This is a genomic window from Naumannella huperziae, from assembly GCF_054073625.1.
Genome location: NZ_JBSXPH010000001.1, coordinates 2,447,406 through 2,472,441, shown reverse-complemented (window position 1 = coordinate 2,472,441; position 25,036 = coordinate 2,447,406). Strand labels below are relative to the sequence as shown.

Here is a 25,036-nt window from a genome sequence, read left to right as displayed (position 1 = left end):
GGACCGGCTTGGCTGACCCGGTGAAGATGCTGATTCTGGGCGGCACGGCGATGCTCGGCCGCGCGGTCGCCACCGACGCGATCACGCGCGGGCACGCGGTGACCTGCCTGGCGCGGGGGAGCGCCTCGGTCGCGCCCGGGGCGCGCTTCGTGGCCGGGGACCGCGACGACCCGGCCGGCCTCGCGCCCGTGGCGGGGGAGGGCTGGGACGCGGTCATCGACGTGTCCCGCCAGCCCGGGCAGGTGCGCCGCGCGGTCGGCGCCCTGACCGCGGGGCACTGGGTCTTCGTCTCCTCGGCCAATGTCTATGCCGACGCGAGCGAGCTCGATCGCGACGAGTCCGCCGCGACCCTGCCTGCCCTGACCGGGGACGTGATGGAGTCGATGGAGTCCTACGGGAACGCCAAGGTCGCGTGCGAGGAGGCGGTGCGGGCAGGGCCGACTCCGGCGACGATCGCGCGGGTCGGGCTGATCGGCGGCCCGGAGGACTGGTCGGGACGGTCGGGCTACTGGCCGTGGCGGTTCGCGCACCCGAGCGGGCCGGACGTGATCGTCCCGGACGATCCGGCGTGCCCGTGCGCGATGATCGACGTGCGCGACCTGGCGGGCTGGCTGGTCTCGGCGGCCGAGCGCCGGCTCGACGGCACCTTCAATGTGACGGGGCCGACCACCGACCTGGCCGAGGTCCTGCGCACCGCCGCGCTGGTCGCCGGCGGTGCGACGCCGGCCCGACCCGTCGCGCCGGACCGGCTCGCCGCGCTCGGCGTCGCCGCTTGGATGGGGCCGCTGTCGCTGCCGCTGTGGATCGACGATCCGGCCATGCGCGGGTTCGCCACCCTGGACACCGCGCGCGCCCGGGCCGCGGGCCTCGCCTGCCGACCACTGCGCGACACGCTGGCCGCCGCGCTGGCCCACGAGGAGACACGCACGGACGAGCGGGCGGCGGGGCTGAGCGACGCCGAGGAGCAGGCCGTTCGGCGCGCGATCGACGCCGATCCGCCGCGGGGCGAGTGAGGGTGCCCTGCATGGGTCGGTACGCCGGGCCTGCGGCAGACTGACCGGCGAACCGTCGAGCCGCCCGAATACCGTGGTATCTTGACGTCGAGAGAGTTTCCGAGCCGGGAGTTGCACAATGAGCGTGAACAGTTTCGGGGCCGAGGATCGGCTGGACGTCAACGGCACCAGCTACCAGATCTACCGGCTGGACGCCGTCGAGGGTGCGGACAAGCTGCCCTACAGCCTGAAGGTCCTGCTGGAGAACCTGCTGCGCACCGAGGACGGCGCCAACATCACCGCCGACGACATCCGCGCGCTGGGCTCGTGGGACCCGAAGGCCAAGCCCAGCAAGGAGATCCAGTTCACCCCGGCCAGGGTGATCATGCAGGACTTCACCGGCGTACCGTGCATCGTCGACCTCGCCACCATGCGCGAGGCGATCGCCGATCTCGGCGGCGATCCGGCCAAGGTCAACCCCCTCTCGCCGGCCGAGCTGGTGATCGACCACTCCGTGATCGCCGACGTCTTCGGTCGCCCGGATGCCTTCGAGCGCAACGTCGAGATCGAGTACGGCCGCAACCGCGAGCGCTACCAGTTCCTGCGCTGGGGCCAGACCGCCTTCGACGACTTCAAGGTCGTTCCGCCCGGCACCGGCATCGTGCACCAGGTCAACATCGAGCACCTGGCCAAGGTGGTCTATCCGCGCACGGTCGACGGCGTGCTGCAGGCGTACCCGGACACCTGTGTGGGCACGGATTCCCACACCACGATGGTCAACGGCCTCGGCGTCGTCGGTTGGGGCGTGGGCGGCATCGAGGCGGAGGCCGCGATGCTCGGCCAGCCGGTGTCGATGCTGATCCCGCGCGTGGTCGGCTTCAAGCTGACCGGCGAGCTGCCGGAGGGCGCGACCGCGACCGACCTGGTGCTGACGATCACCGAGATGCTGCGCGAGCACGGCGTGGTCGGCAAGTTCGTCGAGTTCTACGGCGCCGGCGTCGGCGCCGTGCCGCTGGCCAATCGCGCCACCATCGGCAACATGAGCCCGGAGTTCGGCTCGACCATCGCCGTCTGGCCGATCGATGACCACACCACCGACTACCTGCGCCTGACCGGCCGCGACGAAGATCAGATCGCCCTGGTCGAGAGCTATGCCAAGACCCAGGGACTGTGGCACGACCCGGAGCGCGAGGCCGAGTACTCGGAGTACCTGGAGCTCGACCTGGCCACCGTCGTGCCGTCGATCGCCGGCCCCAAGCGCCCGCAGGACCGGATCCTGCTCGCCGATGCCAAGAGCGCGTTCCGCGAGGTGATCGGCGACTACGTCGACGATGATCAACCGCAGCAGGTCAAGGGCTACGACGTCGGCGTGGACGGCAGCTTCATCGCCTCCGACCCGACCGAGAACGGCCCGGGCGACGAGCACGTCGACGACTCGGCCAAGCCCGTCGAGTACGACACCTCGGCCGAGCTGGACCGCCCGCGCAAGCCGACCACGGTCACGCTGGAGGACGGATCGAGCTTCGAGATCGATCATGGTGCGGTGACGATTGCCGCGATCACCTCGTGCACCAACACCTCGAACCCGAGCGTCATGGTCGGCGCCGCGCTGGTGGCGAAGAAGGCGATCGAGAAGGGCCTGACCCGCAAGCCGTGGGTGAAGACGACGCTGGCGCCCGGCTCGAAGGTCGTCATGGAGTACTACGACAAGGCCGGTCTCACGCCCTATCTGGACAAGCTCGGCTTCAACCTGGTCGGCTACGGCTGCACCACCTGCATCGGCAACTCCGGGCCGCTGATCCCCGAGGTCAGCGATGCCGTGAACAACAACGATCTTGCCGTCACCTCGGTGCTCTCGGGCAACCGGAACTTCGAGGGCCGGATCAACCCCGACGTGAAGATGAACTACCTGGCCAGCCCGCCGCTGGTCGTGGCGTACGCGCTGGCCGGCACGATGGACATCGACCTGTTCAACGACCCGCTGGGCACCGACGAGCAGGGCAACCCCGTCTACCTGAAGGATGTCTGGCCGAGCCAGGCCGAGGTCGACGAGGTCGTCGGCGGCGCGATCAACGCGCAGATGTTCACCAAGGGGTACGCCGATGTGTTCGCCGGCGACGACGAGTGGCGCAGCCTGCCGACGCCCGAGGGCAAAATCTTCGAGTGGGACGCCGACTCCACCTATGTCCGGCGCCCACCGTACTTCGAGGGCATGCAGGCCGAGCCGCAGCCGGTGACCGACATCTCCGGTGCCCGGGTGCTGCTCAAGCTCGGCGACTCCGTGACCACCGACCACATCTCGCCGGCCGGTGCGATCAAGACGGACAGCCCGGCGGGCAAGTACCTGACCGAGCACGGCGTCGAGCGGCGCGACTTCAACTCCTACGGGTCGCGGCGCGGCAATCACGAGGTGATGATCCGCGGCACCTTCGCCAACATCCGGCTGCGCAACCAGCTCGCGCCGGGCACCGAGGGCGGCGTGACGCGCGACTTCAGCCAGGCCGACGCGCCGGTGACCACCGTGTTCGAGGCGTCGGAGAACTACCAGGCGGCCGGTACGCCGCTGGTGGTGCTCGGCGGCAAGGAGTACGGCTCGGGCTCGTCGCGCGACTGGGCCGCCAAGGGCACCGCGCTGCTCGGGGTGAAGGCGGTGATCACTGAGTCCTACGAGCGCATCCACCGGTCGAACCTGATCGGCATGGGTGTGCTGCCGCTGCAGTTCCCGGAGGGGGAGAGCGCGGAGTCGCTCGGCCTGACCGGCGAGGAGACCTTCGACATCTCGGGGATCACCGAGCTGAACGAGGGGCGTACCCCCGAGACCGTCAAGGTCGTCGCGACCTCGCCGGAGGGCAAGGAGACCGCCTTCGACGCGGTGGTACGCATCGACACCCCCGGCGAGGCGGACTACTACCGCAACGGCGGGATCATGCAGTACGTGCTGCGCTCGCTGAAGAACAAGGGCTGATCGCCGCCCGCGATCCCTTCGTCAGTTGTCGCCGCCCGGCAGTGCGTCCGGGCGGCGACAACTGACGACAAGGAGGGTGTGGCCACGGCCGCCGCGGGCGACAGATACACCTAGGCGACGACGAGCTCCTGCAGTCTCTGCAGGGTGCCGCGTTGCTCGTCCAGTTCTTCCATCCGCCGAGCCAAGGAATCCATGTGCTCGTCGAGATAGTCGGCGACGCAGGAGGCCAGTCGGTCGCCGCCTTCGAAGCAGGGCAGCACCCGGGCCACGATCGCGAGCGGCAGGCCGGCATCCCGGAAGAGGCGGATCCGGCGTACCGTCTCGGCCGCTTCCGGGTCGAAGCGGCGGTGACCGGCGCTGGTGCGGACCGCGGGCAGCAGGCCGTGCTGCTCGTAGTAGCGCACGGCTCGGACGCTGAGCCCGGTGTGCGCGGCCAGCTCACCGATGCTGATCGTTCGGTTGTGCCGATCTGTCATCGAAAGATCCTCTCCGAACCGGCTTGCACCTGACGCTGACGTCAGCTCCTAGCCTCGGTTTCATGACCGCTATTGATGATGCAACACAGCCCGTCGATGAGTTCTTCCGGATCGGCGGCCATCTTCGGGTACGCCGGATCGGGCTCGGCGCGATGCGGCTCACCGACGCCACCGGTGACGGCACCCAGGCCGGCGCCCAGATCTGGCGAGCCGCCGCCGACCCGGCCGACGCGATCACCCTGCTGCGGCGGGCAGTGGAGCTCGGCGTCCAGCTGATCGACACCGCCGACGCCTACGCACTGGGTGAGAACGAGGAGCTGATCGCGAAGGCCCTGCACCCCTATCCCGAGGACGTGTCGATCGCCACCAAGGTGGGCATCACCCGGCCCTCGCCGACCGAGTGGGTGCCGGCGGGCAACCCGGCGTATCTCAGACAACAGGTGGAGCTGAGCCTGCGCCGGCTGCGGGTCGAGACGATCGACCTGTTGCAGCTGCATCGCCTCGACCCGGCGTACCCGGTCGCCGAGCAGGTCGGCGCGCTCGACGAGCTCCGGATCGCCGGAAAGATTCGCCACCTGGGCCTGTCCGAGGTGAGCGTTCCTGAGCTCGACGAGGCACGAACGACCGCGCCGATCGCGTCGGTGCAGAACGCATACAACCTCTCCGCGCGCACCAGTGACCCGGTGATCGATCACGCGGCCGACCTCGGAATCGCTTTCCTGCCGTACTTTCCGCTGGCCATCGGGGATCTGGCGCGGGCCGGCAGTGTCCTTGATCAGATCGCGCGTGAGCTGGGGGCCAGCGGCTCCCAGGTGGCTCTCGCCTGGCTGCTGCACCGGGCGCCCAACGTGCTGCCGATCCCGGGTACCACCTCAATCCGGCATCTGGAGGAGAACCTCGGCGCCGCTGAGGTGCAGCTGACCGCCGAGCAGGTACGCCGGATCGAGGAGGCCTCGGGCGGACGGGATCCGGGCGAGGACCACTGACAACACGAGGGGGTGGCGGGTCAGCGTCGGCGGACCGGAGCGCCCTTGGGCGGGTAGCCGGTGACCTGCTCCTCGTCCTGCCAGAACCAGACGTCGCCCTTGGGCTGGAACTCCTGCACGGTGAAGATCGGGTCCTCGCCGCGCCGGTACTGATCCGTGTAGGACTTCAGCAGCTTGAACGCGACCCCGGAGAGCAGCGCGAGCGCGATCAGGTTGATCAGGGCCATCACGCCCATGATCTGGTCGGCGATGGTCCAGACCAGCGACGCGGAGGCGAGCGCACCGCCGAGGACGGCCAGCAGCGCCAGGATCCGGTAGGCGGTCAGGGCAAAGCGGTTCTCGCCGGTGATGAACTCGATGTTGGACTGGCCGTAGTAGTAGTTGCCGAGGATCGAGCTGAACGCCAGCAGGAAGATGATCACCGCGAGCAACACGCCGGCCCAGGGTCCGAGGTTGTTGATCATCGCATTCTGGGTCAGCGCGATGCCCTCGCCGGCACCCCTCAGATCCGGGGTGGCGGAGAGGATGATGAACGCCGTGATCGAGCAGACGATCATGGTGTCGAAGTAGACGCCGAGCGACTGCACCAGGCCCTGCTTCACCGGATGGGTGACCGCGGCGCTCGCGCCGGCATTCGGTGCCGAGCCGAGGCCGGCCTCGTTGGAGAACATGCCCCGCTTCACGCCGAGCAGGATCACCGTGCCGACGGCCGCGCCGGTCACGGAGTTCGGGGTGAACGCGTCCCGGACGATGGCGACCACCATGCCCGGCACGTTCTCGATGTTCATCGCGACGATGACGATCCCGACGCCCAGATAGAGCAGCGCCATCACCGGCACGATCTTGTCGGTGATGTTGGCGATCCGGCGCAGGCCGCCGAAGATCACCAGGCCGGTCATCACGACCAGCGCCAGGCCGATGCCCAGGTTGATCCCCATCCCCTCGACGCCGGCCGCGGAGGTGACCGCGTCGGCGATGGTGTTGGCCTGCAACGAGCTGAACGCGAACGGGAAGCAGATCACCAGCACGATCGCGAAGGCGATTCCCATCGCTCGGCTGCCGATGCCCTTCTCCATGTAGTAGGCGGGACCGCCCCGGAAGCCGAACGGCTCGTCCTTGACCTTGTAGACCTGCGCCAGCGTGGACTCGATGATCGCCGATGCGGCGCCGATCGCCGCCATCAGCCACATCCAGAACACCGCGCCCGGGCCGCCGAGCGCGATCGCCGTGCCGACGCCGGCGATGTTGCCGACCCCGACCCGCGACGCGGCCGAGACCGTGAAGGCCTGGAAGGAGCTGATGGACTGCGCCTTGCCCGAGGCGTCCGGCGGGGTCTTGTTGCCGAGCGTCTTGATCATCGCCGGGAGCAACCGGATCTGCGCGACCCCCGTGCGTACGGTGAAGTAGATGCCGAGCAGCACCACGACCGGCAGAACCAGCCACGTCCAGAAGGTGTCGCCGACATCGCCGATGATGCTCTCGAGTGCGTCCATGACCAGCACGCTAGGCCACCGGGTGTGCCGGGTCCACCCGCCCGCTCGGCGATCTCGCCGTGAGGTATCGCCGCCCGGTGGGGCGTGTGGAGGGCGATAACTGACGACACGACGGCGGGGTTGGCCCTCTGCTGCCGCACATGCCGCGGATGGCCTCAGCCCACCCGGTCGGCGGGCGCCGTGTAGGTGCGGCAGGCGTCGGGGTCGCCGGACTCGAATCCGGCGCGGAACCAGCGCCGCCGGCTCTCCACCGAACCGTGGGTCTCGTTGCCGACGTAGCGGCCCAGCACGGGCCCGAGGGTGAAGTCGCGAATATTGTCCTTGCCCTCGGCGAACCAGACGCCGGCCAGGCACTCGGCCTGCAGTTCGGTACGCCGCAATGCCCCGGTCGAGGCGGCGTCGTCGACCGGCCAACTGTTGGTGGCCTGCTGCACGTGGTGTCCGAACTCGTGGGCCAGCACCGCCATCGGCAGCCAGTCCGCCCGCTCGGCATAGCGCCGCGCCCCGTCGGTGAACAGATAGATCGTCGCGTTGTCGGTGCAGTAGAACGCGAGCACGAGGTTCTTGCTGCTCATCGGGCCGCACGGGGAACTCGCCTCGGCGGTGGTGACGATCTTGATCACCGGCCGATCGAGCCGTACGCCGACCCGCCGCAGCGCGGGCGACCATGCGGGCATCAGGCAGCGGTCGACGGCATTCTCGGCGAACTCGCGCAACCCGTCTGCCGACGTATCGCCGACCGCGGGCCGCGGGCAGTCGACGGCGGGCAATGCGCCGGCCGAGTAGAGCCGCTCATCCAGCGTCGGCGCCGACCGCTCCGACCCGGTCTCGCCGCCGGACTCCCCGTCCGGTCGGCCGCCGTCGTGTTCGATGCTCACCTCGGGCGCGGGCGCATTGTCGGGGGGCGGGCCGGGCGCGGGCGGCCGGATCGCGAACCCGAGCAGGATCAGGGCCAGCCCGACGGCCGCGGCGAGCGCGGCGAGCGCCCGCGGGCGCCGGGTCATTCCGCTCCCGGCAGCGCGGCCCGGATCCGGGCGGCGACCTCCGCGGCCTCGCCGTCGGCGTACCTGGTGCGGGGCCAGAAGAACCCGCGCAGCCCGTCCCCCTTGGTGCGCGGCACCACATGCAGGTGCAGGTGCGGCACCGACTGGCTGACCACGTTGTTCATCGCGACGAACGTACCCTGCGCGCCGAGCCCGTCGCCGAGCGCGCGGGCGATGCGCTGGCCCGCGGCGAGCAGCGGCTCCATCTCGGCCGGCGGCAGCTCCAGCAGGGTGTCGATGTGGCGTACCGGACAGATCAGCGTGTGGCCGGCGAACACGGGCCGGTGGTCCAGGAACGCGATGGTGTGCTCGTCGCGGGCGATGATCTCGGCGGGTTCATCGCCGGCGATGATCTTGCAGAAGAGGTCCATCGGACGCGCTCACGGATGGCGGAACTGGGTGATCAACGTGCCGTCCGGGCGTACCTCGTGGAACGCGAAGCCCGGCGGCAGATCGCGGTTCAGCAGCTCCCCGGGCTCGCCCTCCAGCGTGATCGTGGACGCCACACCGGGCGCGATCCGCACCGGCAGCCCCGCGAAGGTGGCCGCCGTGGCGGTGTGCGCGTGCCCGCAGACGATGCCGGCGATGTCGCGGTGCGCGTTCAGCACGTCGGCCAGATCGTCCGGATTGTCCAGGCGGATCGCGTCCATGGTCGGGTGCCCGAGCGCGACCGGCGGATGATGCAGCGCGACCAGCGCGGTCCGCCCGGCGGGGCGGGCAGCGAGCTGGCGGTCCAGCCAGATCAGCGAGGACTCCGCCAGATGGCCGTGGTCGATTCGCTCGCCGTCGGCCGACGGGACGGTCGAGTCCAACGCGATCACCGTCAGCTCCGCCAGCTCGACCGCGAGGTCGAGCGGGCCGGCCGGATCGGAATCGGCGGTCAGGCCGGGCAGCCCCTCGGCGAAGTCGGTACGCCGGTCGTGGTTGCCGGGGATCGCCGCCACCCGGTGCCGCCCGGCGACCCGGCGCGCCGCCTCCCGGTACTCGTTGGACAGCCCGTGATCGGTGACATCGCCCGTGTGCAGCACCAGCTCGGGATCGAACGGCAGCGCCTCGAGGTAGTCCCAGACCCGCGCATTGCGCTGCGCGGTGGCGGGACTGTTGTCGAAGTGGGTGTCGGAGACCTGCACGATGAGGGTCACGGGCCGAGCTTAGCCACCGGCCCGCGCGATCCGCGCCCCCGTAGGCTGACCCCGACCGGGCACCGCACCCGCCGGGGCACGACGCAGCCGGGCATGACGCAGAAGGAGCACCCTCGTGAGCAGCAGGACTACCACCGACCCGTTGGACCTGATCGACCTCGCCTCGCAGCTCAGCGAGAGCGAGCGCGCGATCGCGGCCAGCGTCCGCGGCTTCGGCGAGCAGCGGGTCCTGCCGGACATCGCGGAGTGGTACGAGCGGGGCGAGCTGCCGGAGGCGCGTCAGTTGGCCAAGGAGCTGGGCGCGCTCGGCGTACTCGGGATGCACCTGGAGGGCTACGGCTGCGCCGGTGCCAGCGCGGTGGACTACGGATTGGCGTGCCTGGAGCTGGAGGCGATCGACTCGGGCCTGCGCTCGCTGGTGTCGGTGCAGGGCTCGCTGGCCATGTTCGCGATCTGGCGGTTCGGCAGCGAGGAGCAGAAGAACGAGTGGCTGCCGCGGATGGCCGCGGGCGAGGCGATCGGCTGCTTCGGGTTGACCGAGCCCGACCACGGGTCGGACCCGGCGGGGATGACCACCCGCGCGCGGCGCGACGGCAGCGACTGGGTACTGAACGGCGCGAAGATGTGGATCACCAACGCGCCGATCGCCGACGTCGCGGTGGTCTGGGCCAACGCCGGGGAGGCCGACGGCGGCATCCGCGGCTTCGTGGTGCCGACCGACACGCCCGGCTTCAGCGCGCCCGAGATCAAGCACAAGCTCTCCCTGCGGGCGTCGGTCACCGGCGAGATCGTGCTGTCCGACGTGCGGCTGCCGGACTCGGCGGTGCTGCCGGAGGTACGCGGGCTGAAGGGCCCGCTGTCCTGCCTCAGCGAGGCCCGCTACGGGATCGTCTGGGGCGCGATGGGCGCGGCGCGCAGCGCGCTGGAATCCGCGGTGGACTACGCCAAGCAGCGCCGCCAGTTCGACCGGCCGATCGCCGGCTTCCAGCTCACCCAGGCCAAGCTCGCCGACATGGCGCTCGCCGTCTGGACCGGTACGCTGCTCGCGCTGCACCTGGGACGCCGCAAGGACGAGGTCGGGCTCCGCCCGGAACAGGTCAGCGTCGGCAAGCTGAACAACGTCAGCGCGGCCATCGAGGTCTGCCGCACCGCGCGTACCATCCTCGGCGCCAACGGCATCTCGCTGGAATATCCGGTGATGCGGCACGCCAACAACCTCGAGTCCGTGCTGACCTACGAGGGCACCCCGGAGATGCACACGCTGGTGATCGGGCAGGCGTTGACCGGGGAGTCGGCCTTCCGCTGATGTCGGTCGCGCCGCTCGTGGGCATCGGGAACGGATCGGGGACCGTCGTTCGATGCGTACTGCACACGGAGCGTGGCGAGCGCTCCTAGACTGGTCGTCATGTCGTTTCTCGATCGCATCCGCGGACCGCAGGACCTGCGCGACCTCGACGGTCGCGAGCTCGAGCGGCTCGCGGAGGAGATTCGCGGCACGCTGATCCATGCGGTCAGCCGGACCGGCGGCCACCTCGGGCCGAATCTCGGCGTGGTCGAGCTGACCATCGCCCTGCACCGGGTGTTCGACTCCCCGAACGATCCGATCGTCTTCGACGTCGGGCACCAGGCCTATGTGCACAAGATGCTCACCGGCCGGACGGGAGACCTGCCGACCCTGCGCCAGCGCGGCGGCATGGCCGGCTATCCCAGCCGGGCGGAGAGCCCGCACGACTGGGTCGAGAACTCGCACGCCTCGGCCGGACTGTCCTGGGCCGAGGGGATGGCGAAGGGTTTCCGGCTGCGCGGCGAGGATCGCACCGTGGTCGCGGTCGTCGGCGACGGGGCGCTCACCGGAGGGATGGCCTGGGAGGCGATGAACAACATCTCCGCCGATCCCGACCTGCCACTGATCATCGTGGCCAATGACAACGGCCGGTCCTACACCCCGACGGTCGGCGGGATCGCGCAGGCGCTCGGCGCGGTGCGTACCGACCGCCGCTACGAAGACGTCCTGGACCTGGTCCGCCGCAGCATCTCGGGTACGCCGTGGATCGGCCGGACCGCCTATGAGTGGCTGCACGGCATGAAGGCCGGACTGAAGGATGTGCTCGCGCCGCAGGGCCTGTTCGCCGACCTGGACATGAAGTACGTCGGGCCGATCGACGGCCACGACATCGGCGCGGTCGAGCAGGCGCTGCAGCAGGCAAAGGGCTTCGGCGGCCCGGTGATCGTGCACGTCCGGACCCAGAAGGGTCGCGGGTTCAAGGCCGCCGAGGACCATGTGGAGGACCAGTTCCACTCGATCGGGCAGATCGACGCCGTGACCGGTGCGCCGTTGTCGTCGAAGACGACGCAGAGCTGGACGAGCGTCTTCGCCGACGCGATGCTCGACCTGGGCCGGCGCCGCGCGGACGTCGTCGCGGTGACCGCGGCGATGCTCTATCCGACCGGACTGCACCGCTTCGCCGACGAGTTCCCCGAGCGGACCTTCGACGTCGGCATCGCCGAGCAGCACGCGGTGACCTCGGCCGCGGGCCTGGCCAGCGCCGGCCTGCACCCGGTGGTGGCCATCTACTCGACCTTCCTGAACCGCGCCTTCGACCAACTGCTGATGGACGTCGCGCTGCACCGCCAGGGGGTGACCTTCGTCCTCGACCGGGCCGGGATCACCGGCCCCGACGGGCCGAGCCACCACGGCATGTGGGACACCTCGATCGCCGGCCTGGTGCCCGGGCTCTCGCTGTGGGCGCCCCGGGATGCGGTCCGCCTGACCGGCGCGCTGGAGGCGGCGGCGGAGATCGCCGACGCGCCGACCATGATCAGGTTCCCGCGCGGTGGCGTGCCGGAGGAGCTGCCGGCGGTGGAGCAGCACGAGGGCATGGACGTGTTGGTACGCGGGGCCGACGCCCGGGTGCTGGTCGTGGCCTACGGCCCGATGTGCCGGGTGGCGACCGAGGTCGCATCGCGGCTGACCGATCAGGGCATCGGCACCACCGTGATCGATCCGGTCCGGGCGCTGCCGGTGAACCGGGCGCTGATCACCGAGGCCGCCCGCCACGATCTGGTGATCAGCATCGAGGACGGTGGCGAGGTCGGCGGGCTCGGGTCGCGTCTGGCCCAGGAGCTGCGCCGCGCCGGCGTGACGGTCCCGCTGCGCGAGTTCGGGATCCCCCAGCAGTTCCATGATCACGCCTCGCGCGATGAGCTGCTGGAGGACTGCGGGCTGAATCCGCAGGAGATCGCCAGGTACGCCGTCGAGGCGATCAGCAGCAGCGACTCCGATCCCGTCGCGCCCCTGCGCTGAGCGGGCGTACCGGGTGCGGGGGAGGGCCGCGGCGGCGCCCCAGGCCCGCTGGCTGACGATCGCGCTGGTCGCGGCGGGGACGATCTTCACGGCGATCAACCTGGTCAGTGTCTCGGCCCGGCCGGGCGACCTGCCGATCACCTGGGCCGCCTGGCTGCTGGCCCCGGGCATGGGAGCTGTGCTGCTCCTTGCCGGCCGGCGCTGGCCCGTCGCGGCGCTCGTGATCTCCGCGGCGCTGCTCTTCGGCTACTACGCCACCGGCCGGCCGCCGATCGGGTTCGCGATCCTGCTGGTGCCGGCCGTGGTGAATGCCGCCGAGCGCGGCCGGGTCCGGGCGGCCGCGATCGTCGGCGCCGGCCTGTTGCTGGTGGCCTTCGGGGTACGCCTGTTCGCGCTCGGTCAGGGATCACAGATCCTCGGCAACCAGTTGCTGACCGACGCCGCGGTGTTGGTCGGCGGCCTCGCCGTCGGCGATGCGCTGCTCTTCCGCAACCGGTGGCACGCAGAGCTCGGGCGGCGGATCGCGCTGGAGCGTACCGTGCACGAGCGCGAGGTGGAGGCACGGGTGGAGGCCGAGCGGCGCGGGGTCAGCCGCGACATCCATGACGGGATGGGCCACGCGCTGGTGATCATCGCGCAGCAGGCGAGCATCGCCCGGGCGGTGCTGGGCACCGACGGCGAGCGCGCCCGGGCCGCCCTGGACATGATCAGAAGCGTCGCGCGCGGCGCCCGCCGCGATGTCGACCAGGTCGTGGCGATCCTCCGCTCACCGCTGGAGCGGTCCAGGCTTCCGGTGCCGCGATTCGCCGATGTGGAGGTGGCGATCGAGGCGCTGCGCGAAGCCGGGACCGAGGTTTCCCTGACCCGGAGCGGAGAGCTCAGATCGGTCGGCGCGCTGGTCGAGGCCAGCGCGACCCGGCTGGTCCAGGAGGCACTGACCAACGTCCAGCGGCACTCGCGCGCCCGGCGGGTCGACATCGCCATCGTTCGCGAGCCCGGCCGGCTGCGGGTCGGGGTGGTCGACGACGGGGGAGCGGCGGCGGACTGGCAACCCGGGTCCGGGATCACGGGGATGCGCGAACGGGCGATCCTGGTCAACGGCGAGGTGACGATCTCGGCGGAGCCGGACCGGTTCGAGGTGGCGGCCAGCTATCCGTGTGAGGATTGATCGGTGAGCGAGATCGGCGTACTGGTGGTCGACGACCAGGCGATGGTCCGGGCCGGCATCCGGGCGCTGCTCGAGCTCGGTGCGGAGGGGGACGACCGCGGCGATCGAATCGTGGTCACCGCGGAAGCCGCGAACGGAGTGGAGGCGCTGGAGGCGCTGCGTGCGGCCGACGGCGGGCGGATCGATGTCGTGCTGATGGACATCCGGATGCCGGTGCTCGACGGAATCGGGGCGCTGCAGGCGCTCCGCGCCCGCGACGACACAGCCGCAGTGCCGGTGATCATGTTGACCACCTTCGACAGCGACGAGTTGCTGTTCGACTCGCTGGAGGCGGGCGCCGCGGGATTCATGCGCAAGGACCTCGAGCCGGCCGAGCTGCACGCAGCGGTACGCCGGGCGCACGCCGGGGAGGCGGTGCTCGATCCTGCCGCCACCCGGTTGGTGGTCCGACGAGCCCTCGCCGGGCGTGCCCGCGCGGCCGAGGCCGAGCGGCGGATCGCCGGGCTCAGCGGGCGCGAGCGCGACATGCTGGCCTGGGTCGGGCGCGGCCTGTCCAACGACGAGATCGCCGCACAACTGTCGCTGAGTCCGGGCACCGCGCGTACCTATGTCAGCAAGCTGTTGACCCGGCTGGACTGCCGCGATCGGGTGGCGCTGGTCGTGCTGGCCCACGCCGGCGGACTCGTCTGAGCAGCGCCGCCGGGTCGGACCGCGGAACGAACCGGGGTTGATCCGGATCAATGCCCGGCATCGCTTCCGGGCTGCGCAACTGTTGATCATGTCCGCTGTTGTGGCCGGTGTTGCCGGGCGCAGGATGGACGTCATGACGCGCAACCCGGACCCACTCGCCCGTGGCTGAGCTGACCATCGCCCGACTGCTGTTCGCGACCACGGCATCGGTGCACTACCTGTTCGTCGCCACCACCCTCGGCCTGACCCCGATCATCGCGGTGCTGTCGACGCTCTCCGCGCTCCGCGGCCGTCGGCAACCCACGCCGATCATCGACCTGCTCGCCCGGATCTATGTGGCCAACTACGGCATCGGCATCGTCGCCGGGCTGGTGATGGAGCTGCAGATGGCGATGCTGTGGACCGGCCCGGGGACCGACGAGTATGGGCCGATCGCCGGCCTGCTCGCACTGGAGACGGTCGTCGCATTCTTCCTGGAGTCCACGCTGCTCGGCGTCTGGCTGGCCGGGCGCAAGATCATCCCGCTCTGGCTGCAGTCAGCCGTCTTCTGGGGGATCACGATCACGGCGTACGCGTCGATGATCTTCATCGTCACCGCGAACTCCTATCTGCACGACCCGATCCCGACGCCGCAGCTCACGCCCGCCGCCTTCTGGGCACTGGTGGACCGGCCGGCCGCGGTTTGGCCGCTGATCCACATCGCCGCCAGTTCGTTGATCATCGGCGCCTTCTGGTGTGCGACCTTCGGGGCGAACTGGCTGCGCACGGACCCGCTCAGCGTGCCCGGTCGCCGACTGATCCGGATCGGGGTCGGGATCGCGGCGCTGGCCAGTCCGCCGTTGGCCGTCGCCGGGTTCGCGCAGTTCGACGCGGCTCGCCCCGAGGGCGTACCGACCGATGAGCCGGACTGGCTGCACGCGCTCGTCGGCGTGATGATCCTGACCGGGCTGGCGATCTGGTTGCTGACCTGGTTCGTGCTGGGGCCACTCACCCTGAACGGGGCGATCTTCCGCGGCAAACGATGGCTGGCCCTGTTGCGGATCGGGCTGTGGGTGCCGATGCCGGTCCTGCTGATCGGCTGGATCTATCGCGAGCTCTCCCGCCAGCCGTGGTTCATCGTGGGGCGGGTCACCGTGCAGGAGGCGGCCAGTCCGATCGGTACGCCGGCCATGCTGACCCTCGCGGTGGTCTTCGCGGTGCTCTCCGCGGGCACGCTGGCGGTGGCGTGGCTGGTCTTCCGCCGGGTCCTGCGCGGTCATCCGACGACGGTCGTCGCATCATGACGAGTGTGATCGTCGCCGCGGCCGTGGTGCTGGCCGTGCTCGCCGAGGGGCGGACGATCCTGGTCTGCCTGAGCGCGCCCGCCCCGGGTGGCGCCGCCCGGCTGACCCGCCTCGGCTCGGTCTTCCTGGGCACCGAGGCGTGGGTGATCGCCGTGATCGGCATGGTCAACGGCGTTTATCCCGATCTCGCCCACCCGCTGCTGGCGGCCGCCGGCGGCGGAGCGGTGGCCTACATCGCGGGCTGGATGGTGCGCGACCTGTTCCTGTGGACCGGTCCCCGGCTGGGGCCGGGGCTGCCGGCGCGGGTGCTGATCGCGGTCGGCGCGTCGGCCCAGGTCGTCGGCGCGGCAGTGCTCGGGGTCGCGCTGGTCGCCGCGCTCGTGAGCACCGGCCCGCCGGACGCGGGCCCGCCCGGCGATCTGCTCGGGTTCGTCCTGTTGCCGGTGCTGGTGGCGGGCCTGGTGATCCAGGTCGGGCTGGTGCGGCTGCCGCCGGCCTCCTACTTCCGGTGGGCCGAGGGCGCCCGGCCGGCCGCCGACGCGCGGGTCAACTGAGCTCGGGCAGCGCGACGAGGTGCCCGTCGCCGAGGTCGGTGAGCGGGACATCGCGCCAGGCGGGCGCACCGGGCGCGGCGGGCAGGTCCCACTCGCGGCGCGGGCGACGCTCACCGCGCCGGCGCCGCCGCGGATCCGGGGTCGGCACTGCGGCCAGCAGTTCGCGGGTGTAGGGGTGGGCCGGGTCGTCGAACAACTGGTCGCGGGTGCCGGACTCGACGATCACGCCGCGGTACATGATCGCGACCCGATTACACAGGTGATCGACCACGCCGAGATCGTGGGAGATGAACAAGAACGCGGTGCCGCGCTGTTCGCGCAGGTCGCTGAACAGGTTGATGATCTGGGCCTGGATCGACACGTCGAGCGCCGAGACGGGCTCGTCGGCGACCACGAACTCCGGTTCGAGCGCCATCGCGCGGGCGATCACGATCCGCTGCCGCTGGCCGCCGGAGAACTCGTGCGGGAAGCGGTCCAGGCTGTCCGGGCCCATCTCGCACAGCGCCAGTACCTCGCGTACCCGATCCCGCACGTCGTCGCGGGTGGCGCGGCCGTGCCGCAGCAGCGGTTCGCCGATCGCGTCCGCGATCTGCAGCCGCGGATTCAGGGCGCTGAACGGATCCTGGAAGATGTACTGCATCCGGGGCCGCAGCCGGGTGAGCTCGCGGCGCGACAGCCCGGACAGGTCGGTCCCGCGGAACCGCACCGAGCCCGAGGTCGGCTCGTGCATCCGCAGCACCGTCTGGCCGAGGGTGGTCTTGCCGCTGCCGGATTCGCCGACCAGCCCCACCAGCTCCCCGTCGGCGACGGTGAGGCTGACCCCGTCCACCGCCCGGACGAGTTGGTCGCGGCGGCGGCCGAACCCGCGATCGCCGAAGTGCTTGACGAGGTCGGTGACCTCGATCAGCGGGGCGTCGGAGCCGGTCACGACGCGGGCTCCTCGGCGGCCGGGCCGCGCAGCGTCGCCTCGCGTACCTGTTCGGAGATCGTCGGCAGGCGGTCCAGCCGTTGACCGAGCACCGGCTTGGTCCGCAGCAGAGCGTCGGTGTAGGGATGTTGCGGATCGTCGAAGATCGAGAACACGTCGCCGCGCTCCACGATCCGTCCGCCGTACATCACCAGGACCGAGTCGGCGACCTGGGCCACGACGCCGAGGTCGTGGGTGATGAACAGCATCGCCATCCCGGTCTCGTCGCGCAGGTCGAGCAGCAGGTCGAGGAGCTGCGCCTGGATGGTGACGTCCAGCGCGGTCGTCGGCTCGTCGGCGATCAGCAGCCGCGGGCGACAGCACAGTGCCATCGCGATCATCGCCCGCTGCAGCATCCCGCCGGACAGCTCGTGCGGGTAGCTGCGCATCAGCCGGTCGGGACGCGCCAATCCGACGCGATCGAGCCATTCGACGGCCCGGTCATAGGCCTCGCGGCGGCCGATCGATTCGTGCGCGCGCAACGTCTCGATCACCTGCCGGCCGATGGTGAACACCGGATTCATCGAGTGCATCGGCTCCTGGAAGATCATCCCGATGTCGCCGCCGCGCAGGCGTTGCAGTCCGCTGCGCCGCAACGCGAGCACATCGCGGCCGGCGAAGCGGACGCTCCCGCCCGCGATCCGGCCCGGCTCGGCGACCAGCCGCATCAGCGACATCGCGGTGACGCTCTTGCCGGAGCCGGACTCGCCGACCAGGCCGACCACCTCGCCACGGCGCACGGTGAAGCCGACATCGTCGACGACTGCGCGCGTCCCGCCGGGCGCGGGGAACTCCGTTCGCAGCCCGCGCACCGTCAGCAGGGGTTCCTCATCGGCCACGCGAGCCACCCCCACTCCGCGGGTCGAACGCGTCGCGCAACCGGTCGCCGAGCACGTTGATCGCCGCCACCGTGATCAACAGCGCCATCCCGGGCGGCACCCACAGCCACCAGTGCTGCCGGAAGTCGATCAGATTGTTCGCCGCGGTGATCATGTTTCCCCAGGAGGCGCTCGGGGCCATCACCCCGAGCCCGAGAAAGCTCAGCGCCGACTCGCTCAGGATGCCGGAGGCGACGCTGAGGGTGGCGACCACGATCAGCAGTGGCAATACGTTCGGCAGCAGGTGATGGAACAGCTTGGAGCGGGTGCTCAGCCCGAGCACCTCGGCGGCCCGCAGGTACGGCTCCTCGCGCAGCGACAACACCTGTCCCCGCACCAGCCGGGCGATGCTCGGCCAGCCGATCAGGCTGAGCAGCACGGTCACCAGGTAGATCCGGGTCTCCGGTGCGACCTTGAACTCCGACAACAAGGCGGCCAGCACGATCAGCAGCGGCAGCCCGGGCAGGGCCATCAGCAGGTCGGCGAGCCGCATCAACACCAGGTCGAGCACGCCGCGGAAATAGCCGGACACGATCCCCAGCACCGCGCCGAGCACCAGCGAGAGCAGCATGGACGCCAGGCCGATGGTCAGTGAGATCCGCCCCGCGAGCATCAGCCTGGTGGCGACATCGCGGCCGTAGTCGTCGGTGCCCAGCCAGTGGTCCATCGTGGGGACGTGCTCGGCGATCCGCAGATTGATCTCGTCGCCGGTGTAGGGAGAGATCAGCGGCCCGACGAAGCAGAACAACAACATCAGAACCAGGACGGCGAGCGCGACGACGGCGATGGGGGTCCGCAGCAATCGCCCGATGGCCTGCGACCACAGCGAACGTGAGCGGACCGGCCGCGGCGGGCGAGCGCCGGCGGGGGCCGGCGCGGTGGCGAGCAGGGGCAGGTGCTGTTCGGTCATCCGTGCCGCACCTTTGCCACGAGCCGGATCCGCGGGTCGGCCACGGCGTACAACACGTCGGCGAGGAAGCTGCCCACGACCGTGAGCAGCGCGAGCAGCATGGTGAGTGTCATCAGCACGTCGTAGTCGCGGGTCTGCACCGACTCGATCTGCAGCCGGCCGACGCCGGGCCAGTTGAAGATCTGTTCGGTGATGATCGCCCCGGAGAACAGGGCGGGCAGCTCGAAGGCCAGCAGGGTGATGGCCGGCAGCAGCGCATTGCGCAGGGCGTGGGAGAACACCACGGCCCGCTCGCCGAGACCCTTCGCCCGGGCGGTGCGGATGAAGTCGGCGCGCAGCACCTCGAGCATGCCGGAGCGGAAGTAGCGGGTCAGCGATCCCGCGCCGAGGAAGGTCAGGATCGCGACGGGCAGCGCCAGGTGGTGCACGATCTCGACGACCCGCGCGGGCCCGCTGGTCAGACTGCCGGTGTCCAGCATCCCGCCGGCCGGGAACAGTTGCAGGTCGATGGCCAAGATCTTGATCATCATCAGCCCGAGGAAGAACGACGGCACCGACAGCGAGGCGAACAGCGCGACGGTGACCAGCCGGTCGAACCACGAGTACTGCCGGGTCGCCGCGAGCACGCCGGTGACCAGCGCGATCAGCCAGGTGAGCACGAACGCGGCGAAGGCCACCAGGAACGAGTTCCACAGCAGCGGCGCGAGCACCTCGGCGACCGGCCGGTTGTACTCCAGGGAGTAGCCGAGGTCGCCGCGGAACAGGTTGCGCAGCCAGATGCCGTAGCGCACGACGACCGGCTGGTCGAGCCCGTAGAGCGCCCGCAGCTCCGCGACCCGCTGCGGGGTGAGCGATCGGTTGCCGGAGAAGTGATCGCCCGGCATCAGCGCGAACAGCCAGAACACCAGCACGGACACGCCGAACAGCAGCGCCAGCATCGTGGCGAGGCGCCTGGTCAGGTAGCCGATCATCGCCGAGCGGTCGGGCCGGGCGCGCTCAGCTCGACCTGATCTTCAACTTGGCGAGCGCCTGCGCCGCGTCCTCGCCGCCGGTCCGGAAGGCGTCCGCGCCCTCCACCCGCGCGTTGTACGCCGAGATCGACTTGCGGTAGTCGAGCAGGATGGTCGGCGGGTCCTCGCTGAGGCGCTGGTAGAGCTCGGCATAGATCTTCTTGCGCTCGGCCTCGTCGAAGGTGCCGACCCCCGCGGCGACCAGCCGCGTGACCTCGGGATTGCGGTAGCGGGAAAGGTTGATGTTCGGGTCGTTGGTGCCGAACTCGCGCACGGCATCGTCCGGGTCGGCGAGCCCCTCCGTGCGGAACCCGGCCAGGTCGTAGTCGCCCGAGTTGAAGCGCGCGAACGCCGTGTTGGAGTCGAGCACCTCGGGGACGAAATCGATGCCGAGCGCGGTGTAGTTCTGTTCGCCGATCGGGATCACCGGATCGTCCGGCTTGGTGGTGATGTAGGACAGCGTCAGCTTCTTGCCGTCCTTCTCCCGGATCCCGTCCGCGCCCCGGACCCAGCCCAGCTCGTCCAGCAACTGGCCGGCCCGGTCCGGGTCGAAGTCGTAGCGGGTCACACCCTCGGTCGTGTACGACCACAGCGGCGGCGCCGCGTAGGTGTCGGCCACCTGGCCGAGCCCCTTGAACCTGGCGTCGACGATCTGTTGCCGGTCGAGGCCGTAGTTGAGCGCCTGGCGGGCCTGCGTCGGGGCGAGCGCCGGGTTCGAGTTGTTCACCCAGATCTGGCCGATGTCGGGGATCACCCGGGTGTTGATCGTGGCGTAGCCGAGCTCCTTCAGCTCGTCGATGACCGCCGGATCGCTGCCGAACCCGCCCTGGTCGATGTCGCCGTTCTGGAAGTTCTGCAGCGCCGCGTCGGTGCTGGGCAACACCTTGTAGATCAGGTGCGCGATCGGGGGCTGGCCGCCGTAGTAGTGCGGGTTGGCCGTGTACCGGACCTCCTGGCCCTCGACGAACCGGTCGAGCTGGTAGGGCCCGGCGCCGAGCGGCTTGGCGTACAGGTCGCGCAGGTAGTCGAGCTTGCCCTTGGCGTACCCCTTGCCGTAATGGGCCTTCGAGATCACCGGACCGCCGAGGATGGTCAGGGCGAGCGGATTGGGCCTTTCGGTGGTGATCGTGATCGTGCGCGGGTCGATGACCGTGATCCCGGACAGGCCGGGAGCGTCGCCGTTGCGGAACTCGTCCGTGCCGGCGATCACGATGTCGGAGAAGTCGATGTAGCCGGAGTACGCGGGGTCGTTGAGCACCGTCAGGGTGAACGCGACGTCATCGGCGGTCAGCGGCGAGCCGTCGCTGAACGTCAGCCCGTCCCGCAGGTGGTAGGTGTAGGTGAGGTTGTCCGGCGAGATCTCCCAGGATTCCGCCAGGTCGGGCTTGGGCTGACCGGACTCGTCGCGCACGACGAGGGAGGCGAAGATCGGCACGATCGCGTTGCCGTCCCAGCCGTTCTCGTAGAAGCCGGGCAGGAAGACCCCGCCGGGCTTGAGGATCATCGAGACGAACGTGTCGGTGCGGCGGTTCGCGTTGGCGGGGCTGCGGCCCGGATCGGTGGCCGGGATCACCTCGTCCCGCAGGGTGGTCAGATCCGCCTGCGGAGCCGTCGGGCTGTCCTCCGCCGTGGCCGCGCAGGCGCCGAGCGGGAGCGCCAGTGCGAGCGCCGCGGCGACGACGACCAGACCCTGCTTCGTTCTCATCTGTTCCGACTCCTGGGACGTCCGGCACCCAGTGCGCCACTGAGCCAGTTGGAAACGTAGGACTCCCGCGTCCGGCCGCGGACGGCGTCCGGATCATGGACGCCGTCCGCCGGCTCAGGCGAGGGAGGCCACCCCGGGCTCGGCGAACCGCCGCCCGGTCGCGCGCTCGGCCGCCCCGGAGCGGTCCAGGTACGGCGTGATCCCGCCCAGGTGGAAGGGATAGCCCGCGCCGAGGATCAGGCACAGGTCGATGTCGCGGGCGTCCGCGACGACCTCCTCGTCCAGCATTCGTCTGATCTCGTCGGCCAGCGCGTCCTCGACCCGCGTGCGGACCTGCTCCTCCGTGCTCGGCTGGTCGCCGACCGTGAACAGGGCGCGCGTCTCGTCGGAGACGAAGGGCCGGCCCTGGTCGTCGTAGTCGTAGATGCCGGACCGCTTGGCCTCGACGAGTCCCCGGAGATTCTGCGAGACCGGGAACCGATCGCCGAATGCCGCGTTCAGGGTCTCGTTGACGTGCAGCGCAACGGCCGGGCCGACCAGTTGCAGCAGCACGAACGGCGACATCGGCAGGCCGAGCGGCGCGAGCGCGCGGTCGGCGACCTCGAAGTCGGTGCCCTCGTCCAGGGTCGCGGTGATCTCCGACAGCATCCGGGTGAGCACCCGGTTGACGACGAACGCCGGCGCGTCGGCAACCAGGACGGCGTTCTTCTTCAACTGCTTGGCCACGGCGAAGGCGGTGGCCAGCGTCGCGTCGTCGGTGTCGCGCCCGCGGATGATCTCCAGCAGCGGCAAGATCGCGACCGGATTGAAGAAGTGGAAGCCGACGACCCGCTCGGGATGGCTCAGGCCAGACGCCATTTCGGTGATCGACAGCGAGGAGGTGTTGGTGGCCAGCACGCATTCGGCGGAGACCATCTTCTCCAGGTCGGCGAAGATCTGCTGCTTCAGCCCGAGCTCTTCGAAGACCGCCTCGATCACGAAGTCGCAGTCGGCGAAATCGCCCGTGTCGGTGGTGCCGGAGATCAACGCCTTGTAACGGTTGACCTTGTCCGGGTTCAGGCGGCCCTTGGCGTGCAGCTTGTCGATCTCGCCGTGCACATAGCCGACGCCCTTGTCCACCCGCTGCTGGTCGAGATCGGACATCACGACGGGTACGCCGAGCCGCCGCGCGAACAACATCGCCAACTGGCTCGCCATCAGCCCGGCTCCGACGATGCCGACCTTGGTGATCTTGCGGGCCAGCGCCTTGTCCGGGGCCCCGGCGGGGCGCTTGGCGCGCTTCTGGACGAGATCGAAGGCGTACAGCCCCGCGCGCAGCTCGTCGCCCATGATCAGATCGGCCAGCCCGTCGTCCTCGGCGGCGAACCCGGCGGCCCGATCCCGGGTCGCGTTGGCCGCCAGGATGTCCAGCGCACGGTAGGGGGCGGGGGCCACGCCGCCGACCTTGGAGTCGGCGAACGCCCGCGCCTTCGCGACCGCGTCGGACCACTCCTGGCCGGTGTCCACGGCGCGCCGCTGCACGGTCACCTCGCCGGTGATCACCCGGGCAACCCAGTCCAGCGAACGCTCCAGGAAGTCCGCGCCCTCGAACATCGCGTCGGCGATGCCGAGCTGGTGGGCCTGCGGCGCCTTCAACATCCGGTTCTGGCTCAGCGCATTCTCGATGATCACCTTGGTGGCGCCCGGCGCGCCGATCAGGTGCGGGAGAAGCCACAGCCCACCCCAGCCGGGCAGCAGGCCGAGGAAGCACTCGGGCAGACCCAGTGCCGGAGCGGCCGCGTTGATCGTCCGGTAGTCGCAGTGCAGCGCGATCTCCAGGCCGCCGCCGAGGGCGAGCCCGTTGATCAGGCAGAACGTCGGGACCTCCACCGCGTGCAGCTTGTCGAACACGCCGTGCCCGATCCGGGCGACGAGCTTCGCCTGCTCGCGGTCGGTGATCTTTCCGACCTGGGAGAGGTCGGCGCCGGCGGCCAGGATAAACGGCTTGCCGGTGACGGCGATGCCGACGATGTCGGTGCGCGCGGCGGCGGCGTCGATGGCGGCGTTCAGCTCGGTCAGGCCGGCCGGGCCGAAGGTGTTCGGCCGGTTGTGGTCCAATCCGTTGTCGAGGGTGATCAACACCAGCGTGCCGGCGCCGCCCGGCAGGGCGACGTCGCGACTGAGGGCGTGCGTGACGACCTCGTCGGTGGTCTGCTCGGCGGCCAGGGCAAGCGCGTCGTCCAGCGCCGGCCCGGACAGGATCTCGTCGGTCACGGTGCTCTCGCTCACTTGTCGCCTCCGGTGAAGTGCGGGTTCTCCCAGATCACGGTGCCGCCCATGCCGAGGCCGACGCACATGGTGGTGATGCCGTAGCGGATGTCGGGACGGTCGGCGAACGTCTTCGCCAGGTGGATCATCAGCCGTACGCCCGAGCTGGCGAGCGGGTGGCCCAGGGCGATGGCACCGCCGTAGGGGTTCACCCGGGGATCGTCGTCGGCGATGCCGAAGTGATCGAGGAAGGCCAGCACCTGCACGGCGAAGGCCTCGTTGATCTCGAACGCGCCGATGTCGTCGATGCTCAGGCCGGTCCGGGCGAGCGCCTTCTCGGTCGACGGCACGGGCCCGACACCCATCACCTCCGGGTCGACGCCCGCGAAGGCGTACCCCACCAACCGCATGGCGACCGGCAGACCGAGCTCTTGTGCCGCATCGGCGGAGGCGAGCAGGCAGGCGGTCGCGCCGTCGTTCAGGCCCGCGGCATTGCCCGGCGTGACCCGTCCGTGGGGGCGGAACGGCGTCTTCAGCCCGGACAGTCCCTCGAGGGTGGTGTCGGGGCGGGGCGGCTCGTCGGCGGTCGCCAGCCCCCAGCCCAGCTCGCTGCTGCGCGCGGCGACGGGCACCAGCATCGGCTGGATCACCCCGGCGGCGTACGCCTCCGCGACCCGTTGCTGCGAGGCGACGGCGAACGCGTCCGCCCGCTCCTTGGTGATCTCGGGAAAACGATCATGGAGATTCTCGGCGGTGTTGCCCATGATCAACGCCTCGGGATCGACGAGCTGCTCGGCGAGGAAGCGTGGGTTCGGGTCGACGCCCTCGCCCATCGGGTGGTGGCCCATGTGCTCCACGCCGCCGGCGATCGTGACGTCGTAGGCGCCGAACGCGATCCCGGCCGCGGTGGTGGTGACGGCGGTCATCGCGCCCGCGCACATCCGGTCGATGGCGTAACCGGGGACCGACCGGGGCAGTCCGGACAACAGCGCGACCGTGCGGCCGATGGTCAGACCCTGGTCGCCGGTCTGGGTGGTCGCGGCGATCGCGACATCGTCGACCCGTTCGGGTGGTAGCTCGGGGTGGCGGCGGAGCAGTTCGCGTACGCAGTCCACCACCAGGTCGTCGGCACGGGTCTCGGCGTACAGGGAGCCGGCCTTGCCGAAGGGGGTGCGCACGCCGTCGACGAAGACGACATCGCGGGATTCACGTGGCATGCGGGC

At 70.4% G+C, this 25,036-nt stretch carries 21 protein-coding genes; 9 read left to right on the top strand and 12 right to left on the bottom strand.

Features of this window, described 5'->3' with window-relative positions:
- Positions 1 to 26 precede the first annotated feature (26 nt).
- Together ACXDC7_RS11710 and ACXDC7_RS11705 are read left to right on the top strand one after the other, a co-directional pair.
- Entirely contained in the window at positions 27 to 1,013 is a 987-nt protein-coding gene (locus ACXDC7_RS11710; protein ID WP_459222830.1) for an NAD-dependent epimerase/dehydratase family protein, read from the top strand.
- A gap of 118 nt (positions 1,014 to 1,131) precedes the next feature.
- A complete protein-coding gene (locus ACXDC7_RS11705; RefSeq protein WP_459222244.1) occupies positions 1,132 to 3,957 on the top strand; it encodes an aconitate hydratase in 2,826 nt (941 codons plus the stop codon).
- A gap of 110 nt (positions 3,958 to 4,067) precedes the next feature.
- Here ACXDC7_RS11705 and ACXDC7_RS11700 read toward each other — a convergent pair whose 3' ends face one another.
- Complete coding sequence (locus tag ACXDC7_RS11700; protein ID WP_459222243.1) at positions 4,068 to 4,433, bottom strand: MerR family transcriptional regulator; 366 nt, start codon at positions 4,431 to 4,433, stop codon at positions 4,068 to 4,070.
- 62 nt (positions 4,434 to 4,495) lie between these two features.
- Here ACXDC7_RS11700 and ACXDC7_RS11695 point away from each other — a divergent pair, with 62 nt between their 5' ends.
- Positions 4,496 to 5,419 carry an aldo/keto reductase gene (locus ACXDC7_RS11695; RefSeq protein WP_459222242.1) on the top strand — a complete coding sequence of 308 codons (924 nt, stop codon included), beginning with the start codon at positions 4,496 to 4,498 and terminating at the stop codon, positions 5,417 to 5,419.
- 20 nt (positions 5,420 to 5,439) lie between these two features.
- On the opposite strand, the gene ACXDC7_RS11690 is transcribed toward ACXDC7_RS11695, so the two are convergent.
- The 4 genes from ACXDC7_RS11690 to ACXDC7_RS11675 form a co-directional block, all read right to left on the bottom strand.
- A complete protein-coding gene (locus ACXDC7_RS11690; RefSeq protein WP_459222241.1) occupies positions 5,440 to 6,912 on the bottom strand; it encodes an alanine/glycine:cation symporter family protein in 1,473 nt (490 codons plus the stop codon).
- A 155-nt stretch (positions 6,913 to 7,067) separates the two neighbouring features.
- Positions 7,068 to 7,916, bottom strand: coding sequence for a neutral zinc metallopeptidase (locus ACXDC7_RS11685; protein ID WP_459222240.1), 849 nt, complete (start codon positions 7,914 to 7,916; stop codon positions 7,068 to 7,070).
- Positions 7,913 to 8,326, bottom strand: coding sequence for an HIT family protein (locus ACXDC7_RS11680; RefSeq protein ID WP_179446221.1), 414 nt, complete (start codon positions 8,324 to 8,326; stop codon positions 7,913 to 7,915). Before ACXDC7_RS11680 ends, ACXDC7_RS11685 begins: the two co-directional genes overlap by 4 nt.
- A 9-nt stretch (positions 8,327 to 8,335) precedes the next feature.
- Positions 8,336 to 9,097, bottom strand: a complete 762-nt coding sequence (locus ACXDC7_RS11675; RefSeq protein WP_459222239.1) for a metallophosphoesterase — start codon at positions 9,095 to 9,097, stop codon at positions 8,336 to 8,338.
- A gap of 115 nt (positions 9,098 to 9,212) precedes the next feature.
- On the opposite strand from ACXDC7_RS11675, the gene ACXDC7_RS11670 reads away from it, so the two are divergent.
- From ACXDC7_RS11670 to ACXDC7_RS11645, 6 genes are all read left to right on the top strand, one after another.
- A complete protein-coding gene (locus tag ACXDC7_RS11670; RefSeq protein WP_459222238.1) occupies positions 9,213 to 10,403 on the top strand; it encodes an acyl-CoA dehydrogenase family protein in 1,191 nt (396 codons plus the stop codon).
- Between the two features lie 99 nt (positions 10,404 to 10,502).
- Entirely contained in the window at positions 10,503 to 12,401 is a 1,899-nt protein-coding gene (dxs, locus tag ACXDC7_RS11665; RefSeq protein WP_179446224.1) for a 1-deoxy-D-xylulose-5-phosphate synthase, read from the top strand.
- A 13-nt stretch (positions 12,402 to 12,414) separates the two neighbouring features.
- Positions 12,415 to 13,569 carry a sensor histidine kinase gene (locus ACXDC7_RS11660; RefSeq protein WP_459222237.1) on the top strand — a complete coding sequence of 385 codons (1,155 nt, stop codon included), beginning with the start codon at positions 12,415 to 12,417 and terminating at the stop codon, positions 13,567 to 13,569.
- A 3-nt stretch (positions 13,570 to 13,572) separates the two neighbouring features.
- Positions 13,573 to 14,259 (top strand): response regulator transcription factor, encoded by a 687-nt coding sequence (locus ACXDC7_RS11655; protein ID WP_459222236.1) that lies wholly within the window; start codon positions 13,573 to 13,575, stop codon positions 14,257 to 14,259.
- 161 nt (positions 14,260 to 14,420) lie between these two features.
- On the top strand, positions 14,421 to 15,542 hold the full coding sequence (locus ACXDC7_RS11650; protein ID WP_459222235.1) for a cytochrome ubiquinol oxidase subunit I: 1,122 nt from the start codon (positions 14,421 to 14,423) through the stop codon (positions 15,540 to 15,542).
- Entirely contained in the window at positions 15,539 to 16,096 is a 558-nt protein-coding gene (locus ACXDC7_RS11645) for a hypothetical protein (RefSeq protein ID WP_459222234.1), read from the top strand. Before ACXDC7_RS11650 ends, ACXDC7_RS11645 begins: the two co-directional genes overlap by 4 nt.
- On the opposite strand, the gene ACXDC7_RS11640 is transcribed toward ACXDC7_RS11645, so the two are convergent.
- The 7 genes from ACXDC7_RS11640 to ACXDC7_RS11610 form a co-directional block, all read right to left on the bottom strand.
- On the bottom strand, positions 16,089 to 17,024 hold the full coding sequence (locus ACXDC7_RS11640) for an ABC transporter ATP-binding protein (protein WP_459222233.1): 936 nt from the start codon (positions 17,022 to 17,024) through the stop codon (positions 16,089 to 16,091). The genes ACXDC7_RS11645 and ACXDC7_RS11640 overlap by 8 nt on opposite strands.
- Positions 17,021 to 17,902: an ABC transporter ATP-binding protein gene (locus ACXDC7_RS11635; RefSeq protein ID WP_459222232.1), complete on the bottom strand. Its 882-nt coding sequence runs from the start codon at positions 17,900 to 17,902 to the stop codon at positions 17,021 to 17,023. Before ACXDC7_RS11635 ends, ACXDC7_RS11640 begins: the two co-directional genes overlap by 4 nt.
- A complete protein-coding gene (locus ACXDC7_RS11630; RefSeq protein ID WP_459222231.1) occupies positions 17,892 to 18,851 on the bottom strand; it encodes an ABC transporter permease in 960 nt (319 codons plus the stop codon). Before ACXDC7_RS11630 ends, ACXDC7_RS11635 begins: the two co-directional genes overlap by 11 nt.
- Complete coding sequence (locus tag ACXDC7_RS11625; RefSeq protein WP_179446230.1) at positions 18,848 to 19,822, bottom strand: ABC transporter permease; 975 nt, start codon at positions 19,820 to 19,822, stop codon at positions 18,848 to 18,850. Before ACXDC7_RS11625 ends, ACXDC7_RS11630 begins: the two co-directional genes overlap by 4 nt.
- A gap of 25 nt (positions 19,823 to 19,847) precedes the next feature.
- Positions 19,848 to 21,566, bottom strand: coding sequence for an ABC transporter substrate-binding protein (locus ACXDC7_RS11620; RefSeq protein WP_459222230.1), 1,719 nt, complete (start codon positions 21,564 to 21,566; stop codon positions 19,848 to 19,850).
- Between the two features lie 114 nt (positions 21,567 to 21,680).
- The gene (locus ACXDC7_RS11615) at positions 21,681 to 23,834 is read right to left on the bottom strand and encodes a 3-hydroxyacyl-CoA dehydrogenase NAD-binding domain-containing protein (protein ID WP_459222229.1); all 2,154 of its coding nucleotides are present in this window, start codon (positions 23,832 to 23,834) and stop codon (positions 21,681 to 21,683) included.
- On the bottom strand, positions 23,831 to 25,030 hold the full coding sequence (locus ACXDC7_RS11610) for a thiolase family protein (RefSeq protein ID WP_459222228.1): 1,200 nt from the start codon (positions 25,028 to 25,030) through the stop codon (positions 23,831 to 23,833). Before ACXDC7_RS11610 ends, ACXDC7_RS11615 begins: the two co-directional genes overlap by 4 nt.
- Positions 25,031 to 25,036: the final 6 nt, after the last annotated feature.

Excerpts from the sequence above, each read along its gene's own strand:
- ACXDC7_RS11710 (WP_459222830.1), top strand. The coding sequence starts at position 27 with ATGCTGATTCTGGGCGGCACGGCGATGCTCGGCCGCGCGGTCGCCACC.
- ACXDC7_RS11705 (WP_459222244.1), top strand. The coding sequence starts at position 1,132 with ATGAGCGTGAACAGTTTCGGGGCCGAGGATCGGCTGGACGTCAACGGC.
- ACXDC7_RS11700 (WP_459222243.1), bottom strand. The coding sequence starts at position 4,433 with ATGACAGATCGGCACAACCGAACGATCAGCATCGGTGAGCTGGCCGCG.
- ACXDC7_RS11695 (WP_459222242.1), top strand. The coding sequence starts at position 4,496 with ATGACCGCTATTGATGATGCAACACAGCCCGTCGATGAGTTCTTCCGG.
- ACXDC7_RS11690 (WP_459222241.1), bottom strand. The coding sequence starts at position 6,912 with ATGGACGCACTCGAGAGCATCATCGGCGATGTCGGCGACACCTTCTGG.
- ACXDC7_RS11685 (WP_459222240.1), bottom strand. The coding sequence starts at position 7,916 with ATGACCCGGCGCCCGCGGGCGCTCGCCGCGCTCGCCGCGGCCGTCGGG.
- ACXDC7_RS11680 (WP_179446221.1), bottom strand. The coding sequence starts at position 8,326 with ATGGACCTCTTCTGCAAGATCATCGCCGGCGATGAACCCGCCGAGATC.
- dxs (WP_179446224.1), top strand. The coding sequence starts at position 10,503 with ATGTCGTTTCTCGATCGCATCCGCGGACCGCAGGACCTGCGCGACCTC.
- ACXDC7_RS11645 (WP_459222234.1), top strand. The coding sequence starts at position 15,539 with ATGACGAGTGTGATCGTCGCCGCGGCCGTGGTGCTGGCCGTGCTCGCC.
- ACXDC7_RS11630 (WP_459222231.1), bottom strand. The coding sequence starts at position 18,851 with ATGACCGAACAGCACCTGCCCCTGCTCGCCACCGCGCCGGCCCCCGCC.
- ACXDC7_RS11625 (WP_179446230.1), bottom strand. The coding sequence starts at position 19,822 with ATGATCGGCTACCTGACCAGGCGCCTCGCCACGATGCTGGCGCTGCTG.
- ACXDC7_RS11620 (WP_459222230.1), bottom strand. The coding sequence starts at position 21,566 with ATGAGAACGAAGCAGGGTCTGGTCGTCGTCGCCGCGGCGCTCGCACTG.
- ACXDC7_RS11610 (WP_459222228.1), bottom strand. The coding sequence starts at position 25,030 with ATGCCACGTGAATCCCGCGATGTCGTCTTCGTCGACGGCGTGCGCACC.